This window comes from Ancylomarina sp. 16SWW S1-10-2, from assembly GCF_009669305.1.
Taxonomy (GTDB): Bacteria; Bacteroidota; Bacteroidia; order Bacteroidales; family Marinifilaceae; genus Ancylomarina.
The window spans coordinates 1-17279 of sequence record NZ_SADB01000003.1 but is presented as its reverse complement, the minus strand read 5'-3'; the positions used below and the strand labels follow the sequence as shown (position 1 = coordinate 17279).

Genomic DNA, 17279 nt, shown 5'->3' with positions numbered 1-17279 from the left:
AGACACACAGAGTATGAACTCATATACACCTAGCCTTTAATTTATTATTGTAAATTTATGGGTAATACAGAAGTTAAGATTGGTTAAATTTACCCTGTTTTTGCATTATTTTACCCCGCTTTTTATTTGAGGGTAAATGAGGGTAAGTGAGAGGTAAATAAGAGTTGAATGAAGGGAATTTTACTTATATCGTATTTCGATAATTATTAGGAGTGCTGCCCATTATCTCTTTAAACTGTCGGTTAAAATTAGTTATTGAATTGTAACCAACCATGTAGCATATTTCAGAAATAGGTATATCTTCTTGTACTAGAAGACGAGAAGCATTACGAACACGTATTTCATTAAGAATTTGCGTGAACGATTTATTAGTCATCTTCTTAAAGAATCGACAAAAAGAATTCGTAGTCATACAAGCAATATCGGCTACATCATTCAAATTAATGTCTCTAGCATAGTTATCAGAAACAAATTTAATAACCGAATCCAAACGATCAGAACTATCAGTGGTATACTGACGCATATCCGAAGATGATAATATTGTTTTATCATCAGTAGCAGATAAACGACACAATATATCCAATAGTTTAATTAATTGTTGAGCTGGTGATAAGTCTATAATGTCAATAAGTTCATTATTGAGAGCTTGGCTAACCTTTCCGCCAAAACTAACGCCATATTTAGACTGTTCAAACAGATTATTTATGTCAGCAAATTCCGCCAAATTAAAAGCTCCCTCTCCAATAAAATCTTTCGAAAATTTGATAACAATAGTTTTAACTTTATTGGTATCATCCTCTCCATAATAAGAAGCATCATTTCTCCAAAGATGTGGTAAATAAGGACTCACTAAAACTAAATCGCCAGGGTGAAACTGAGAAACACTATCCCCAACAAATCGGATTCCATTACTTTTTGATATATATAACAATTCATATTGGTCATGATAATGCCAAGATGAATCCAAACATGGAATATCTTTTTTGGTAATGTTTATTCGTCCATTTAAGGAGTTGTCTGTATTTTTTAATATCAGCTTCATAAAATCAACAATCTCTGAATTAGACACATATTAGCCGTGACTATAACAAACACTATTTTAATTAGTATTCATTAGCACAATATAGCTAAATTCCATTTAAAAAATAAGAATTTAGTCTTGTCTGTGTTCAAAATTACATAAAAACAAAACAGTCCATTGGCTTAGTAAAACCAATGAACTGCTAAAAATTGAAATGAAATATCAATAATATTACTCTTTTATTTCAGTAAATTCAACAGGAGCTCCATTATGAACAATAAATGCTACAAGTACCCCTTCAGCCGGAGAATAAATATCGACCAAAATCTCTTTACCTTCCAATGCCTCCTCTATATTATCAACCAAATAAGCTACATGTGCAACATTCTGAAACATGGCTGGCATTGGACTATCGGCATCACATTTTATCCATTCAATACCAAATTCATCTTTAGTAAAATCTGTATAATGAATCTTTCCTGGCTCGTAAAAACCATCCCAATTTTTCTCTTCTGTTGTTGGTATTCCTATGTGACTAAATTTATAATTCATTTGAATATTTTTAAAGGTTAAAACGTTATTTAAATCAATAATTAATCCAATGGCTCAATAAGAAACTCAAAACCATATTTACCCGATTCTAGAATATATTTTGGCAAAGTATTCGACAATGTTCCACCTACTCCTGCTTGTACACAATCGATGTTAAGTGTATAAAATCCTTGTTTCTTTAAATCGTATGGATGATTTGACTTTTCAATATTATCTGCAGAATAAGGCCAAACTGAAAATCCAAACATTGGTTTTCCAGAGATCATAATTCCAGATTTTTCATTCTTACTCATCAACTTCAACCAACGTGTATCTGTTCTATTACCATTACCTTGAGTCTTAGCATAATTTGTAAATAGGTCATCGGTTTTAATACGATATTCATCTACTTCGCAAGCTGTTTTTCTATCACAATAATTTTCCCATGGACCATTTCCATAATACGATGTATTTAAATAGTTTGAAGAAACTCCCATTGTAGCACCAAATTGTACCAAACGAGGAAGTGATTCATCAGCGTTTAAATCCATTTTTACGAGAATTTTTCCATCATTAAAAATGGTATAGATCGTTGCAAGTTCTATTTTATCTTCAAGATTTTGCTTTACTGCAACGCTTACAAATTTATTGTTGTCAGCGTTTACAGTTACTTGACTGGTTTCAAATTTTGATTCCAGATTACGCCAAACCTTTTCAGATTTTTTAAAATTCTTACTGCTAGCTCCCCTTACATCGTTATCAACAGATGGACGCCAGAAATTTGCATGTAAAGGAGATTTTAACTGTTCTTCTCCTTTGACTAGATAAGAGCTTAGCTCGCCATTATTCTTTGATATACTTGTTGAGAAACCTTTACTCTTAATTACAATTTCTGCATCTGTTTCTGTAACTGAAATTTTTTCTTTTGAAGAAGAAACGTAAGTAGGTAATTCTGCTCTAGCTTTCAAAGCAATTTGATCACTAGCTAGTTCATATCCTTTTTTGCACCACAAACGATCACTTTTTTCATGTAAACTTAATCGCAACCAATAGTCAGAATTCGATTTAAAATTCACCGCTTTAAAAGGAACTTTTACCACAGAACTAGCATAAGCATCAATATCTTGCTCTGGAAGAATTCCTGATTGTAAATTTTTACCATTTTCAGACAAAGTCCAACGAATTTCATATTGATTTAGATTTGTAAAGTTAAATCTATTGATAATTCGAACCTGCCCATTTTTAACATCAGCATCTTCAAAAACGACAGGCTGAAACACATGTTTACATTCCCAAGCATGAGGATGTGGCGTACGATCTGAAGCAAACACACCATTTAAACAAAAGTTTTTGTCATTTGGAATATCTCCAAAATCGCCACCATAAGCATAAAATTTCTCGCCATTTTCAGTTGTCTTCTCAAGTCCTTGATCAATCATATCCCAAATAAATCCACCTATAAGATTGGGTCTGTTTCGTATTTCCTTCCAATAGTCAGTTAAACCTCCAATAGAATTTCCCATTGCGTGCATATACTCACACATAATTATTGGTCGATCGATATGTCCACTTTTTGCCATGCCTACCAATTGACTTAGCTCTGGATACATTCTACTTAATACATCAACATATTTAGGATCGTCAGGATTTGCATAAACTGGTTTTTTCGATAATTTAAAAGCAATTCCTTCAATGTAATCAGGATCTGTAGGATCGCCTTGTGCTCCTTCATAATGAATAAATCTAGATGGATCGTAATCTTTTACCCAGCCTGCAGCTGCTGCAAATGCAGGACCCGTTCCAGCTTCGTTACCAAGCGACCATGAAATAATACATGGTTCATTTTTATCACGTTCCACCATTCGAATACATCGGCTTAAAATAGCTGCTGGCCAAGTTGGGCTTTGAGGAATAAAACTTCCCAAATGATGACATTCGATATTTGCTTCACCCATTACATACAAACCATACTCATTACAAAGTTCTAAGAAATACGGGTCGTTTGGATAATGTGAAGTACGAACAGAATTAAAATTAAATTGCTTAAGTAATTGAACATCCTTACGCATTTCTTCTCTTGTTAGAGCTTTTCCATGCACAGGACTATGATCGTGACGATTCACTCCTATGATCTCAACAGACTTTCCGTTGATAAGAAGTTCATTATTCTTGCTAAATTCTACCTTACGAAAACCAACGCTTTGGCTACGAGCCTCAACAAGTTCTCCTTTAGGGTTTAGAACACTAAAAACCAACTTGTATAAATAAGGCGTTTCAGCCGTCCATTTTTGAGGACATCGAATATTGGCCTCCATCATTGCCCATTTGGTAATATCTCTTTGTGGCCATCTTTCATTATATATTTCCTTAACCGAAACAGATAAAGATTCGTTTAAAACAGCATTTTTATCTGCATCGTAAAGTTGAGCTGTAATTTTCCAGCCTTCCAAATTCGATTCATTCTCTTTTACCCAAACACGCGGACGAATTTCCAATTTAGCATCCTGAAGATTTGCATCAAATTTTGTTCTAACGAAAAAGTCATTCAATGCAATTTTAGGCTGAGCCATAAGAAATACTTCACGATGAATACCACTTAAACGCCACATATCCTGATCTTCTAGATAACTTCCATCACTCCATCGGAACACCTGAACTGCGACTCTGTTATTGCCACTTTTTACATACTCAGTAATATCAAATTCGGCAGCCAAACGACTTCCTTGACTATAGCCTACTTTTTTGCCATTTACCCATAAGTAAAAAGCAGAAGAAACACCTCCAAAATGAAGAATGATTGATTCATTATTCCACTCTTCGGGCACTTCAAAATCGCGAAAATAACTACCAACAGGATTGTCTCTATAAATTTTTGGTGGACGTGGAGGTTGTGGACCTCTCCAATTAGATTTTAAAGCGGGATCAAGAATATTTGGTGTAAATGGATAAACAATATTTGAATATATTGGTTGCCCAAACCCCTGTAGTTCCCAATTGGAAGGCACTTCAATATCATTCCAATCTTTTCCTACAAAATCTTTTTCCATAAAATCAGTAGGACGATCTTCCGACTTGCCCACATAATTAAATTTCCAAATTCCATTTAATGATTTTATTCTCGACTTATCTCTATTTCCACTTAATGCATCCTTTACATTTGTGTACGAATAAGATGGCACACGCGCATTCATTTTATTTTGTTCAAACATGATCTCATTCTCCCAGTCATTTTGGGCAATGGATATATTCGAACAAGCAAATATAATTAGTCCGAGAATTGAAAGTGTCTTCTTCATTTTATTTTTTTTAGTCTGATTTAAGGCTAGTCAAGTTTAAATGTTTCATCGAATCGAGGCATACTATCCCGTTTCCATTCGATACCTGTTTGTTCATTGTGCCACCATCGAGGTTGTCTATGAGTTTGGCTCCATTTTTCAGTTTCGGCAACCATATCCTTCAACAATTCTGGATACTTAGCACTTAAATCATGTTGTTCATTAATATCTTTGTCCAAATTAATCAATTTCCATGATTCTTTATTAATTCTTAAAACCTTCATTGAATCACGACGAGCTCCTACATCAGTATACCCTGTTCTATGTCGCAAACAATAAATCATCTGGTTTTGATGTGAATCTTTCCCCGAAATAAAATCACTCCAGATATTCTTTCCATCCAATATTTTCCCTTCAGGAATCTTAGCCTCAGCTAATCCTGTAAATGTTGGATAAAAATCAAGTGCTGATATGGGGTAATCAAAACGACTTCCTGCAGGAACATGATTGGGCCAATGGAAAAACATTGGAACCCTATATCCACCTTCACAAGCGCTACCTTTACCTTCACGTAAAGGATAATTCGTTGCACCTTTGCTTAATTTACCGCCATTATCGCTAAGAAATACAATTAGAGTATTATCGAACTGTCCAGTTTCTTTTAAGGTTTTAACCACTTTTTCGACACCACGATCAACAGCATGAACCATAGCCGCATAAGTTCTTCGATGTTCATCTTTAATATTTGCAAACAAATCTAGATCTTCCTGTTTGGCCTGAAGAGGAGAATGTGGTGCATTATAAGCTAAATAAAGAAAAAATGGCTCCTCTTTTTTCGATGCAGCATCTACAAACTTAACAGCTTCACGCGTAAAGGCATCTGTTATATATTCCTTTTCTTTTACTGGTTGTCCATTATGCTCCAAAGGTAGAAGGTACTCAAAAATCACTTTTTGTCCTGCTTTCTTTTGTTTTTCATATTTAGCACGATACTGCTTGGGAAAATACTCATGACCACCACCTAAAAATCCAAAAAACTCATCAAAACCACGTACATTAGGGTGATATTTTGGCACAGCACCTAAATGCCATTTTCCAATTGCTCCCGTATAATATCCTGATTCCTGTAATGTTTTACTAATGAAAGTTTCTTCGAGAGGAATACCTTTCCCTATTGTTTCGCTATTAGGAGGTAAATTAAATTGTGCTCCCATTGGGTGTGGATATCGTCCGGTCATTAAACTAGCACGACTTGGTCCACAAAAAGGATGAGTTACATATGCCGATGAAAAAATAGTTCCTTCCTCAGCTAACTTATCTAAAGCTGGTGTCGTAATATCTGTAGCACCATTAAAGCCAACATCTGAATAGCCCAAATCATCACACAAAACAAGCAAAATATTTGGACGGGAATCTTGTGTTTTCTTATCTGCACCAGTACAAGCTACTAAAATAATAAAAAGACCGAAACAGGCCAATTTAACCTTATGTGATAATAAAATTAGATTTTTCATTTTGTTATTTTTTTTGTCTAATACTGATATGTTTGTGTTCTACAAGAAATACTGATTCTTACTTTAATCCGTAATGAAAATCTCAGAATATGATCTAATCGACTTAATCTCTCTTTTATCAACGCCAACGTTTTCGAATAAAAGCAAAATAAAACTTCCTATCATGGAATATAGGAAACAGATCTTATTTTCTAAAATCAAATTCTTCTAATCTTAAGTCTTTAATAAGAAAATCAGCAGTTAAACGATAATATATTATTCAGTTATCGAATAACCATTGGTTAAACGATAACTGAATAATATATTTTAACCTTACTATCTTTTAAAATTACACCTTTTATCGAACAACTCTTCCTGAACCTGAGCCACCCATTAAGGATTCAACTTCTGATCTAGAAGAATAATTAAAATCACCATTAATTGAATGACACAAGCAAGATGCGGCAACTGCAAATCGAATTGCTTTTGCAGGATTAGCTAGCTCTGGCGTATTTAAAGCATATACCAAAGATGCTCCAAATGAATCTCCACCACCAACTCTATCGATAATAGACTTAATTTCATATGGTGTATATTTACCATCAGTTAAGGGAGCGAAATGAGATTCTTGAGTAGCTGCATCGTACAACATAGCTCCCCAATTATTGTGTGTAGCAGAAATACTTTCACGTAAAGTAATTGCAACTTTTTTCACATTAGGAAATTGTCTAACAATCTCTTTTGCTACATCAGTATACTTTTCTACATCAAGTTTTCCACCTTCTATATCCGTATTTCCTGCTGAGATTCCTAAAACATCATGAGCATCTTCTTCGTTTGCGATCACTACATCAACAAAAGGAAGTATGGCACGCATTGTTTTTTGAGCAAGATCAGAAGCAGATGTTCCAGATTGCCATTGCCAAAGTTTTTTTCTGAAGTTCAAATCACAAGAAACAGACAAGCCTTTTTCCTTTGCAGTTCGAACAGCAATTTCGGTAGCATTAGCCGATATTTCTGATAAAGCAGGCGTAATTCCAGTTGTATGTAACCATTGCGCATCTGCAAATAGATTACGCCAATCGTACTCCTCACCATGAGTAAGTGATATTGCAGAATAATCTCTATCATACATGACTCGACTTGGTCTTTGATTAGCTCCACGCTCAACAAAATACAAACCAAATCGACCTTGTTTCACTTTTTTAATTCCAGTAACATCAACATCGATTCCTTTAAGAACTGATAAACATGCCTCTGTCATTTCATTATCAGGAAGTGCAGTTACAAACTTTACTTTTCCTCCCAACATAGCAATTGATGCAGCAACATTAGCTTCTGCTCCAGCAAAAGTCATATCAAGCTTACCTGGCATACTTTGTTGAAAACGTTGAAAATTTTCTGGGCAAATACGCCCCATTATCTCTCCGAATGTTATTATTGTTTTCATTATTTTGATATTTGACTCATACTTAAGGGTTTCATTCAGAAACCAACATAGCCTGAATTATTTTATGTTATTTTCTAATCTTGGTAATCAATTCTCTTATTTCTAGAGCATTTGCTGTAATCGTATCCCAATCTTCTGCTTGAATAAGAGACTGTTTAGCTACCCAAGAACCACCAATTGCAGTAATTAAAGAAGACTCCAAGTATGAAGGTGCATTTTCGATATTACATCCTCCTAGTGGAATAAATTTTAAACCTAAATATTTATAGGGAGCAACCATATTAGTTAAGTGTTTCATTCCTCCCGAAGTTTCAGCAGGAAAATACTTAAGCACTCTACAGCCTTGTTCAATAGCAACTTCAATATCCGAAGGTGTCATTACTCCAGGAGCAAATGATAAGCCTTGCTTATAAGCTTCGGCAATAATTTTGGTGTTACAACCAGGAGAAACAGCAAAATCGGCTCCAAGATCAGCAACAGCTTTCACCTGATCAACAGTTAGAACAGTCCCAAAACCTAAACTCATTTCAGGAACTTCCTTTTTTATAAGGCGGGCTGCATCCATTGCAACTGGTGTACGAAGTGTCAATTCTATTGCATTAACGCCTCCTTTAAGAAGAGCCTGAGCAACAGGAACTGCATGTTTTAACTCGTCTATAACCAATACAGCGATTATACCGCTTTTGTCTATTTTTGTAATTATTTCTGGCGCCATAGCGCGTTGTGCAATAGGTTGCATATTATATATTTAAAAATTGATTCCAAGAAACTTACAATGCTGTTGTTATTCTTTTTTTCACTAAATAGTCATTCAAAGCAAGATAAGAACAGTCATGACCAATACCGCTTTCCTTAATTCCTCCGTGAGGCAAGTAAATCGCATATTTCACACCATTAATTTGAACTTCACCAAAATCAAGTTCCTCGCCAAACATTCTAAGATCTTTTTCATTCTTAGAGAATACATAAGAAACCAATCCATACACAGTATCATTTCCAAGCTCAATCGCCTCCTTGTTTGTAGAGAATTTCATGATAGCAGCAACAGGACCAAAAATCTCTTCTTTAAAACAACGCATCTCAGTTGTAAGACCAGTTATAATTGTTGGTTCCATAAAATTTCCTACCGATTTTCCTGCAGGAATTCCACCACCTAGTTCAAGAGTTGCGCCACTGGCTACATCATCTTTAACCATCTTAATAATTCTCTCTCTATCCTTTAAGGTAACTAAAGGTCCCATGTCTGGTTTTTCATCAATACCAAAACCAACTTTTATCTTCTTTGCCTTAGCAATGAACATTTCAAGAAATGCATCGTAAACATTTTCATGAATCAGAAAACGATTCGGCGAAACACAAATCTGACCACAATTGCCATATTTAAGAGCAATACCAATATTAGTTGCAGTCTCAAGATCGGCATCTTCGCAAACTATAAAAGGAGCATTTCCACCCAATTCCATACTAACATGCTTTACTGATGTTGCAGAATCAGCCATAACTTGACGACCAGACTGAGAAGAACCAATCATCGTTAAGACCTTCGGAATTTTACTCGTAGTCATTGTGTAAGCCACTTCTGAAACAGGACCACTAATGAAATTTATCACTCCAGCAGGAAAATTCATATTGTAAAGAATCTCACCCAAAACGTAAGATGATAAAGAAGCTAAGCCAGAAGGCTTTATAATAATAGAACAACCTGCAGCTAAGGCAGGACCAATTTTATATCCAACATTTAAAAGAGGAAAATTCCAAGCCAAATAAGCAACAGCTACACCTGCTGGTTGATTAACGATCTTATGTCGATGCGTATTCTCAATATCAGGAATAATTTCGTCGTGCATATTTCGCATAGCACCTGGATAAAACTCCAAAGCATTTACAATCGACTCAATATCTTCCCAAGCCGCATCGTATGATTTTCCCATCTCCATCACAACTGCCTTACGTAAAAGGTCGTCATTCTTTAAAACCTCTTCACGTAATTTCATCATCCAAACAGTACGCTCCTTTAGCGAGAGCTTAGACCAATATTTAAAGCCCTTTTGAGCTTCTTCCAATGCCAATTCGGCATCTTCTTTTCCAGCCCAAGCTATAGTTCCAACAACTTCTTCGGTTGCAGGACAAATAACATCTTTTTTGGCTCCGGAAATTGAGTCACGAAGCTCACCACCTATGTATAATTTTTTATATCCAAAGTTCATATCTAAGCTTTTAAAACAGTTTGATCTAACGCATATTTATATACCGCATCTTCATTCAACTCAAAACCTAATCCAGGTTTATCACTTATTTTAATCTTACCATCCTTCATTACCATGTCGGTACTAGTAAGTTCTTCTCTTAAAGCATTCTCTGTTCTGTCGTATTCCAACAAACAATTTGGCGTTTTAAGTCGCCCTGGCATAACATCCAAATTACTTACAAAATGTAAAGCTGCCGATATGGCAATACCAGTTCCCCATGTATGAGGAATAAGTTCTACACCATAAACAGATGCTAACACAGCAATTCGTTTAGCCTCGGTTAATCCACCTGAAGCACAAATATCTGGTTGTACAATATCAACACAGTTTGCTTTCAATAAGGTTTGAAACCCAAAACGTAGATATTCGCACTCGCCACCTGAAATTGGAATCGTAGTTTTTGATCTCAATTCAGCATATTGCTCATAATTTTCTGGAGATATTGGCTCTTCGAACCAAGCTATATCATATTTCTCTACAGCATTTGATAACTGAATTGCCTCTCTCAAATTATAAGCATGATTAGAGTCTATTGCTAACTTAATATTCGGACCAATGGCTTCACGCACTTTTTTCACATACTCAACATCCTGTTTTATACCCAAACCAACTTTCATCTTCATGACTTCAAAACCCATGTCGACATATTGCTTGGCCTCATTAACAAGTTTAGCTTCTAAATCATTACAATGATTGTAGTACATACCTGTTGCATATGGAGTGATAAAATCACGTTTTTTTCCACCAAGTAGTAAGTGAACAGGTAAATCCATTATCTTACCTTTCAAATCCCACAAAGCCACATCAATTGCACTTATTGAAGCAACAAGAACGCCTCTTCTGGCATAATCTAATGTGCGACGATACATTGTACTCCATATTGTTTCAGTCTCCAAAGGATTCTGACCTATTAAAAACGGAGTTAAGAGTTCTATTCCAGCCTTAATAACCGTGGCAGGACCATAACCTTCACCCCAACCAACATGACCTGTATCACTTGTAACTTTTACGATACAAATACGTCTTTCAGAATATTCCCACTGAGAAAAGTAAAAGCTTTCATCCAATTTATCAGATAAAACGAAACTTTCTATTGACTTTATTTTCATAGCCTAATTTTTTATCAATAAATAACAATTGAATTCTTTATACAACACCGTTGGAATAGCCTAAAACAACCGTAGCTAATATTAAAACTAGCAAACCAACAAGTAAGTAGGCAAAAGGTTTTTTTGCCCCAGTCCATTCTTTATTAAGATACGCCCAAACATTACTTACGATGAGTGAAACTCCAAGTAAGATTGGCCAACCTATTACAGGACCCATATCTCCCATTAATGTTGCACCTTGCCCATACACACCTAGAGCCCCAAACCATAATAAACCAGCAACAATAGACCAAGCATAAGCTTTCCCAGAATTTGGAACAGAGAAAGAACTCCATGTTTTATTTTTAAAGAGCAGTACAATTGCATATCCAGCATTCATAATGTAAGCTCCAAGAAGAACCACAACCCAAACAGCCAAACTACTATTTCTAGCAATTGCCCCCGAAGCCTCAGCGACTTGACCAACTGGTTGAGCATTTACAAAACCGACATTAAGGAAAGCAGATAAAACTCCACTAATAACAGCAATAATTAACCCCAACTTAAGGTTAACAGCTCCACCGTTTTCCTTTTGAATTAATTTATCACGCTTAATTCCGGCAATTGCAGTAATAGCAACTCCAATAAGTATAATAACGACACCTGCAATAACATAAGGGAATGCAGGTAAATTAACCGCTCCTTCTAATTGGAAGAATGGAATTAAACTACCAACTGCTGAGCAAACGCCCATTACAATTCCATAAGTAAGTGAAATACCAATATAAGGAATACTTTTTCCAAACATAATGCCTCCAATTCCCCACAAGAAACCAAACAACATTCCAATCCAAATTGCTTCAGAAGGAGCACTAGCAATAACTCCAAATAAATCTGGCACCACCATTAGAGCCCATACAATTGGAACTATTAACATTGCTACAGTAGCATGAACAAGCCACCAAGCTTCCCATTTTAAAGGAGCCATAAATTTCATGCCTAAACCAAATGATCCCTGAAAGACACTGGCTAATAACACTAATGCGAAAGGTATAAATACAAATTCCATAATATCTTCTTTTTATTTAATAACAAAGTAAGAGAAATATAGCTCACTTGTATTCTTTAAATTTACCATCTGATTACATTATATTACCCCCTTTTAAATTTCTAGAGATTCTTTAGTGATCAACCATATCAAAATAGTCGAGCATAACATCTACAAAGAATGAGTCTATAATAAATGCTCAAAAGACCCAGCTATAGATTGTAAAATTATAGGACAAAACATATTTAAATTCCAAACGCAACTTCCATTACTAACACTTTACTACCATCTAGGTGTATTAGATAACAAACACAACTAAAGACCTTTATAACGAATAAATAGAAAGTAGGAAGTATCTATTTAAACAATATAAAATACAGTAATGATACAAATATAGATTATACTGATCCTAAAATATTAAAGACAATATCGATTATCAGAAAAGCACATACGAGAACTTTTCTCATTAGTAATTAAAAAATAGATATATTTTTCCTTCCTTTGTAAACACATCAGAACCTATTTATTGTATGCAATGGAAAACAAAATGAAGGAAACCAAAACTGTCTCATCAATAGAAAAATTTATACTACACCTTCACCCGTATAAAATAGATTCCAGAGCTACTAAATTTAATCGAACCTTCGGTTTAGGAGGCGTTTGTGCATTACTTTTTATAATTCTATCAATTACCGGATTACTACTTCGGTTTTCATATATTCCTACCGTTGAACATGCTTACGATTCCATATTAGGCTTAAAAAACAATACTATTTTTGGTCAATTTATTCGAAATTTACATCATTTATCGGGTAAACTTATGGTTGTCGTATCCTTCCTTCATTTATTAAGAGTTTACTTCTCGCAGTCCATTTTTCATAAAAGAAGTGAAAATTGGATTTATGGATTACTAATGATGTTTTTGGTGATAGCCTCGAGTTTTACGGGTTACCTTTTGCCTTGGGATCAACTTGCCTATTGGGCAGTTACCGTTATTACCCAAATTTTTGAATATATTCCATTTATTGGACATTCACTTGCATATGCCATTCGTGGAAGCGAAACGGTTGATGGCAATACCTTACTCAACTTTTATACTTTACATACAGGAATTATCCCCTTATTATTTATTGTTTTAATGGTTATGCACTTTTGGCTAGTTCGTAAAGCTGGTGGTATAGCCTTACCTAAAAAAGAAGAACAAGATTTCGTAGATATAGTTCCAAATTTGGTTTCAAAAGAAATTATGGTTGCATGTATTGTAATAGCTGGCTTATTTTTAACCGCAGCATTCTATGATGCTCCATTACTAGACCAAGCAAATCCTCTTAAGAGTCCAAATCCAAGTAAAGCTCCTTGGTACTTCCTAGGAGCTCAAGAATTATTACTACATCTTCACCCATTCTTTGGTGCCGTAGTTATTCCATTTGCAACAGGTATTTTCTTCTTGGGTCTTCCTTTTTATAAATACGACAAGATAAACATTGGTGTTTGGTTCAACTCTCCATTGGGTAAAAAAATGACCATTCAATCGAGTCTTATTGCTTTTGTATTTACCTTTATATTGATTTATTTATTTGAGCACTTTCTTCATTTTGATTTATGGCTGGCAAGCTGGCCAAGTGTCATTTCAACAGGACTTATCCCCTTTCTATTTTATATCGTACCTGTTGCCATTTATCTTTTATTTTGGAATAAAAAACACAAAGCCAACCGAACAGAATTAATCATGGCTTGCACAAGCATCATACTATCATCCTATATATGTATGTTACTCATCTCGTTATTATTTAGAGGAGAAGGCATGTTAATGATTTTTTAAAATATTGAACTACGATAGCATAATGAAATTGAACAGACGAAAATTCATAAAAAGGGCACTCATTACAGTAGCATCTGTGGAAGCTTTTTTCTTACTAAAAGGAAGTGTAAACAAAATAAATACCTCGTCGGGTACTGCTGAGTTATTTAATGCTGGTAAAGCTACAGCCTTCGAAAACAATAAATTGTATCCATTTTTAACGGGTCAGTTCTTTCTAAAACGTTTCGAAGATGGTGGATTTTTAGCCATGTCTATTAAATGCACCCATTTGGGATGTATCGTCAATACAAATTCTAAAACAGGAGGCTTCAACTGTCCTTGCCATGCATCACAATTCGATAAATATGGAGAAGTCGTATCGGCACCAGCAACACGCCCATTAGATTACTTTCCAATTACAATCGAAAAAGGAGAGTTGCTTATTGACACAAAAAAACCAATAAAAAGATCATCATTCGATAAATCGCAGTTAACCTACGCATAAAATGGAGAATCGTAAAAAAACAGAGCGAATCAGCTTACTTGCTTCTTTAGTAGCCATACTAGCGATTCCCTTGTATTTGTTGATAAATACTTATGGTAGCAGTAAAGAAATATCTGCAGAAGCACAATACGTAGGCAAAGAAACCTGCATTGAGTGCCATTTAAATGAATACAATGATTGGGTAGGATCTGATCATGATAAAGCGATGGCTCATGCCAATGATTCTACTGTTTTGGGCAACTTTAATAATCAATCGCTTGAATACAATGGGATGGTGCATAAAATGTACAAAAGAGATGATCGCTTTTATGTACTAACTGATGGAGAATCAGGAAAAATGGAAGAATTTGAAATTAAATATGTATTTGGATATTATCCTTTACAACAATATTTGGTTGAATTCGACAAAGGCAGATTACAAACCCTTCCTCTTACATGGAATTCGAAAGACAGTGTTTGGTATCATATGGCAAGTAAAGTTTATAAAGATGAAATTATAGAACACGATAACTGGTTACATTGGACAAATCAGGCCCAAAACTGGAATGGTATGTGTGCTGATTGTCACTCAACCAATTTGGTTAAAGGATACGATTCCAAAACCGATTCTTATCATACAACATGGAGCGAAATTAATGTAAGCTGTGAAGCATGTCACGGACCAGCCTCTAAACACTTGGAATGGGCTGCTAAAGCTGATTATGCTAGAGATGAACACAATAATTCGGGACTAGTCGTAAAAACAAGTGGCATTGACAATAAAGAGTATGTTGATTTATGTGTACGCTGTCATGCCCGAAGAGGTTCCATCTCCGATTTTAAACACAGTGCTGATATTTATAATCATACTATTCCGAATTTACCCAACGGCGAAAATTACCATATCGATGGTCAAATATTAGATGAAGATTACGTTTACGGCTCATTTACACAAAGTAAGATGTATATGAGAGATGTAAAATGTAACGACTGCCATAACGTACACAGTACAAAACGATTATTTGAGGACAACCGATTATGTACTCAATGTCACCGAGCAGATGATTACGATACCAAGGAGCATCATTTTCATAAACTAAAAGGAGAAGAGGGAGAAGCTGTTATTGCTGATGATGGTGTAAAATTTGAAGTTGGAGAAGGTGCACGTTGCATTAACTGCCATATGCCAGCACAGTTTTATATGGGTGTTGATTACAGAAATGATCACAGTTTCCGTGTTCCGAGACCTGATTTAACTGAAAAATTAGGCACACCAAATGCATGCAATCAATGCCATGCAGATAAATCGACAAAATGGGCTGTTGATTATATAAACAAGTGGCATGGCACTGGCCGTAAATCACAATATGGCCTTGCTTTTAAGGAAGCTCTAACGGGTAGCCAAAAAGGTTACGATGGCTTAGTTCATATTTATAAGGACGAAATGTACCCTGAGATTATTAGGGCAACAGCTATTCGCTTATTAGGAGTGCATTATCAGAAAAAAAGCAAGGACGTTCTATATGAAGCTTTAAACAATTTTAATGGTCACATTCGTTACAATGCCCTACAAAATTTAGTAATGGATGATCAGAAATCATTAAACATTATATTAGGACTACTCAACGATCAGACCAAAGCCATTCGCATAGAATGCGCTACAAAATTAAATACTGTTAACAGAGATCAAATACCTGCAAAATATACAGAACAACTTGAGCGAGCAAACCAAGAATATCTTGACGCTCTAGAGTATAGTGCTGATTTTCCAGCAGGTAAATTTAACTTGGCTAATTTCTATTACAACACCAAGCAAACGGACAAAGCAGAAGAGTTTTATAAAAGAGCTCTGGAACAAGATCCACTGCTTCATCCTATTAAAATAAACTTGGCCATATTGTACAACAACAAAGGAGAATATGAAAAAGCTGAAATTTTGCTAAAAGATTATTTGAAATATGTTCCTAACGATGGTGCTACAATGTTTACCTATGCCCTATTCTTATCTGAACGTAAGCGTTACGATGAATCGATGACTTATTTATTAAAGGCCTCAAAACTTTCGCCTGATAATCCTCGAATTTTCTACAATATTGCAATGATGTATGATTTTAGAAATAATCCGAAAGATGCTATTAAGTATTTAGAAAGTGCCATCAAAATTAATCCTGAGGATCAGAATTACTATATAGCATTGCTTAATCTTCATGTAAAATACAAGCAAATTAAAGAGTCGAAAATTGTGGCAAAACAAATACTTGAAAAGTTTCCTAATATTAACGACAAAGCAAATATTGAAGCCATTTTAAATCAATAGATTTCATATCAGTACTAACTTTAAGATTCAATGGAACTCAAGTAAAAACAAACATTTACATCAATAGGAACAAATACAAATCAATATATTTAACACATAAGGGAACTAAACATCTCTGCGCTAAAAAAGGGAGTTTCATTCATTTGAAACTCCCTTTTTTTATGTACTAATTTATAATGTATGAAAACTCATAATATTTAGATCTTAGATTCAAGTCACAAATGCAAATTTCTAATAATAATAATAATAATAGATTAGACATATATATAAACAATTTCCTACTTCGATGATAAATTCGTGCTGTGAAATGAATCATAATTAGGTTAATAAAAGCCTTATTTATCAGTTATGATTTTCAGATATCTTCTACTTCCAAAATCGAGTAGGTTGGGGGATTACTCCCCCGCCCTCTCACACCACCGTACGTACTCTCGTATACGGCGGTTTCAAATTAATTTTGTAACAGTGCGTATTTAATCGACATATTAAACAAACCTAAATCCTCGAACCATTTTAGGTTCA

Annotated in this window: 12 protein-coding genes; 3 read left to right on the top strand and 9 right to left on the bottom strand. The window is 34.9% G+C overall.

What is annotated here, in order from left to right:
• Window positions 1-184 precede the first annotated feature (184 nt).
• From EMN46_RS03205 to EMN46_RS03165, 9 genes are all read right to left on the bottom strand, one after another.
• Entirely contained in the window at window positions 185-1042 is an 858-nt protein-coding gene (locus tag EMN46_RS03205) for an AraC family transcriptional regulator (RefSeq protein WP_154199235.1), read from the bottom strand.
• A 210-nt stretch (window positions 1043-1252) separates the two neighbouring features.
• The gene (locus EMN46_RS03200; RefSeq protein WP_154199234.1) at window positions 1253-1573 is read right to left on the bottom strand and encodes a hypothetical protein; all 321 of its coding nucleotides are present in this window, start codon (window positions 1571-1573) and stop codon (window positions 1253-1255) included.
• Window positions 1574-1614: 41 nt separating this feature from the next.
• Complete coding sequence (locus EMN46_RS03195) at window positions 1615-4848, bottom strand: glycoside hydrolase family 2 TIM barrel-domain containing protein (RefSeq protein WP_154199233.1); 3234 nt, start codon at window positions 4846-4848, stop codon at window positions 1615-1617.
• A 26-nt stretch (window positions 4849-4874) separates the two neighbouring features.
• Window positions 4875-6341, bottom strand: a complete 1467-nt coding sequence (locus tag EMN46_RS03190) for a sulfatase-like hydrolase/transferase (protein WP_154199232.1) — start codon at window positions 6339-6341, stop codon at window positions 4875-4877.
• A 337-nt stretch (window positions 6342-6678) separates the two neighbouring features.
• Window positions 6679-7770, bottom strand: coding sequence for a sugar kinase (locus EMN46_RS03185; protein WP_154199231.1), 1092 nt, complete (start codon window positions 7768-7770; stop codon window positions 6679-6681).
• Between the two features lie 67 nt (window positions 7771-7837).
• Window positions 7838-8509 (bottom strand): bifunctional 4-hydroxy-2-oxoglutarate aldolase/2-dehydro-3-deoxy-phosphogluconate aldolase, encoded by a 672-nt coding sequence (locus EMN46_RS03180; protein ID WP_229130251.1) that lies wholly within the window; start codon window positions 8507-8509, stop codon window positions 7838-7840.
• A gap of 31 nt (window positions 8510-8540) precedes the next feature.
• Window positions 8541-9977 carry an aldehyde dehydrogenase family protein gene (locus EMN46_RS03175; RefSeq protein ID WP_154199230.1) on the bottom strand — a complete coding sequence of 479 codons (1437 nt, stop codon included), beginning with the start codon at window positions 9975-9977 and terminating at the stop codon, window positions 8541-8543.
• Window positions 9978-9979: 2 nt separating this feature from the next.
• Window positions 9980-11128: a mandelate racemase/muconate lactonizing enzyme family protein gene (locus EMN46_RS03170; RefSeq protein ID WP_154199229.1), complete on the bottom strand. Its 1149-nt coding sequence runs from the start codon at window positions 11126-11128 to the stop codon at window positions 9980-9982.
• 37 nt (window positions 11129-11165) lie between these two features.
• Entirely contained in the window at window positions 11166-12176 is a 1011-nt protein-coding gene (locus tag EMN46_RS03165; protein ID WP_154199228.1) for an L-rhamnose/proton symporter RhaT, read from the bottom strand.
• Between the two features lie 526 nt (window positions 12177-12702).
• On the opposite strand from EMN46_RS03165, the gene EMN46_RS03160 reads away from it, so the two are divergent.
• Genes EMN46_RS03160 through EMN46_RS03150 form a run of 3 tightly spaced genes read left to right on the top strand, consistent with a single transcriptional unit; the run spans window position 12703 to window position 16757 of the window.
• On the top strand, window positions 12703-13977 hold the full coding sequence (locus tag EMN46_RS03160; protein WP_195715168.1) for a cytochrome b N-terminal domain-containing protein: 1275 nt from the start codon (window positions 12703-12705) through the stop codon (window positions 13975-13977).
• Window positions 13978-13999: 22 nt separating this feature from the next.
• Window positions 14000-14461, top strand: coding sequence for a ubiquinol-cytochrome c reductase iron-sulfur subunit (locus EMN46_RS03155; RefSeq protein ID WP_154199226.1), 462 nt, complete (start codon window positions 14000-14002; stop codon window positions 14459-14461).
• Window position 14462: 1 nt separating this feature from the next.
• Complete coding sequence (locus EMN46_RS03150) at window positions 14463-16757, top strand: tetratricopeptide repeat protein (RefSeq protein ID WP_154199225.1); 2295 nt, start codon at window positions 14463-14465, stop codon at window positions 16755-16757.
• Window positions 16758-17279 lie beyond the last annotated feature (522 nt).

Excerpts from the sequence above, each read along its gene's own strand:
- EMN46_RS03205 (WP_154199235.1), bottom strand. The coding sequence starts at position 1,042 with ATGAAGCTGATATTAAAAAATACAGACAACTCCTTAAATGGACGAATA.
- EMN46_RS03200 (WP_154199234.1), bottom strand. The coding sequence starts at position 1,573 with ATGAATTATAAATTTAGTCACATAGGAATACCAACAACAGAAGAGAAA.
- EMN46_RS03195 (WP_154199233.1), bottom strand. The coding sequence starts at position 4,848 with ATGAAGAAGACACTTTCAATTCTCGGACTAATTATATTTGCTTGTTCG.
- EMN46_RS03190 (WP_154199232.1), bottom strand. The coding sequence starts at position 6,341 with ATGAAAAATCTAATTTTATTATCACATAAGGTTAAATTGGCCTGTTTC.
- EMN46_RS03185 (WP_154199231.1), bottom strand. The coding sequence starts at position 7,770 with ATGAAAACAATAATAACATTCGGAGAGATAATGGGGCGTATTTGCCCA.
- EMN46_RS03180 (WP_229130251.1), bottom strand. The coding sequence starts at position 8,509 with ATGCAACCTATTGCACAACGCGCTATGGCGCCAGAAATAATTACAAAA.
- EMN46_RS03175 (WP_154199230.1), bottom strand. The coding sequence starts at position 9,977 with ATGAACTTTGGATATAAAAAATTATACATAGGTGGTGAGCTTCGTGAC.
- EMN46_RS03170 (WP_154199229.1), bottom strand. The coding sequence starts at position 11,128 with ATGAAAATAAAGTCAATAGAAAGTTTCGTTTTATCTGATAAATTGGAT.
- EMN46_RS03165 (WP_154199228.1), bottom strand. The coding sequence starts at position 12,176 with ATGGAATTTGTATTTATACCTTTCGCATTAGTGTTATTAGCCAGTGTC.
- EMN46_RS03160 (WP_195715168.1), top strand. The coding sequence starts at position 12,703 with ATGAAGGAAACCAAAACTGTCTCATCAATAGAAAAATTTATACTACAC.
- EMN46_RS03155 (WP_154199226.1), top strand. The coding sequence starts at position 14,000 with ATGAAATTGAACAGACGAAAATTCATAAAAAGGGCACTCATTACAGTA.
- EMN46_RS03150 (WP_154199225.1), top strand. The coding sequence starts at position 14,463 with ATGGAGAATCGTAAAAAAACAGAGCGAATCAGCTTACTTGCTTCTTTA.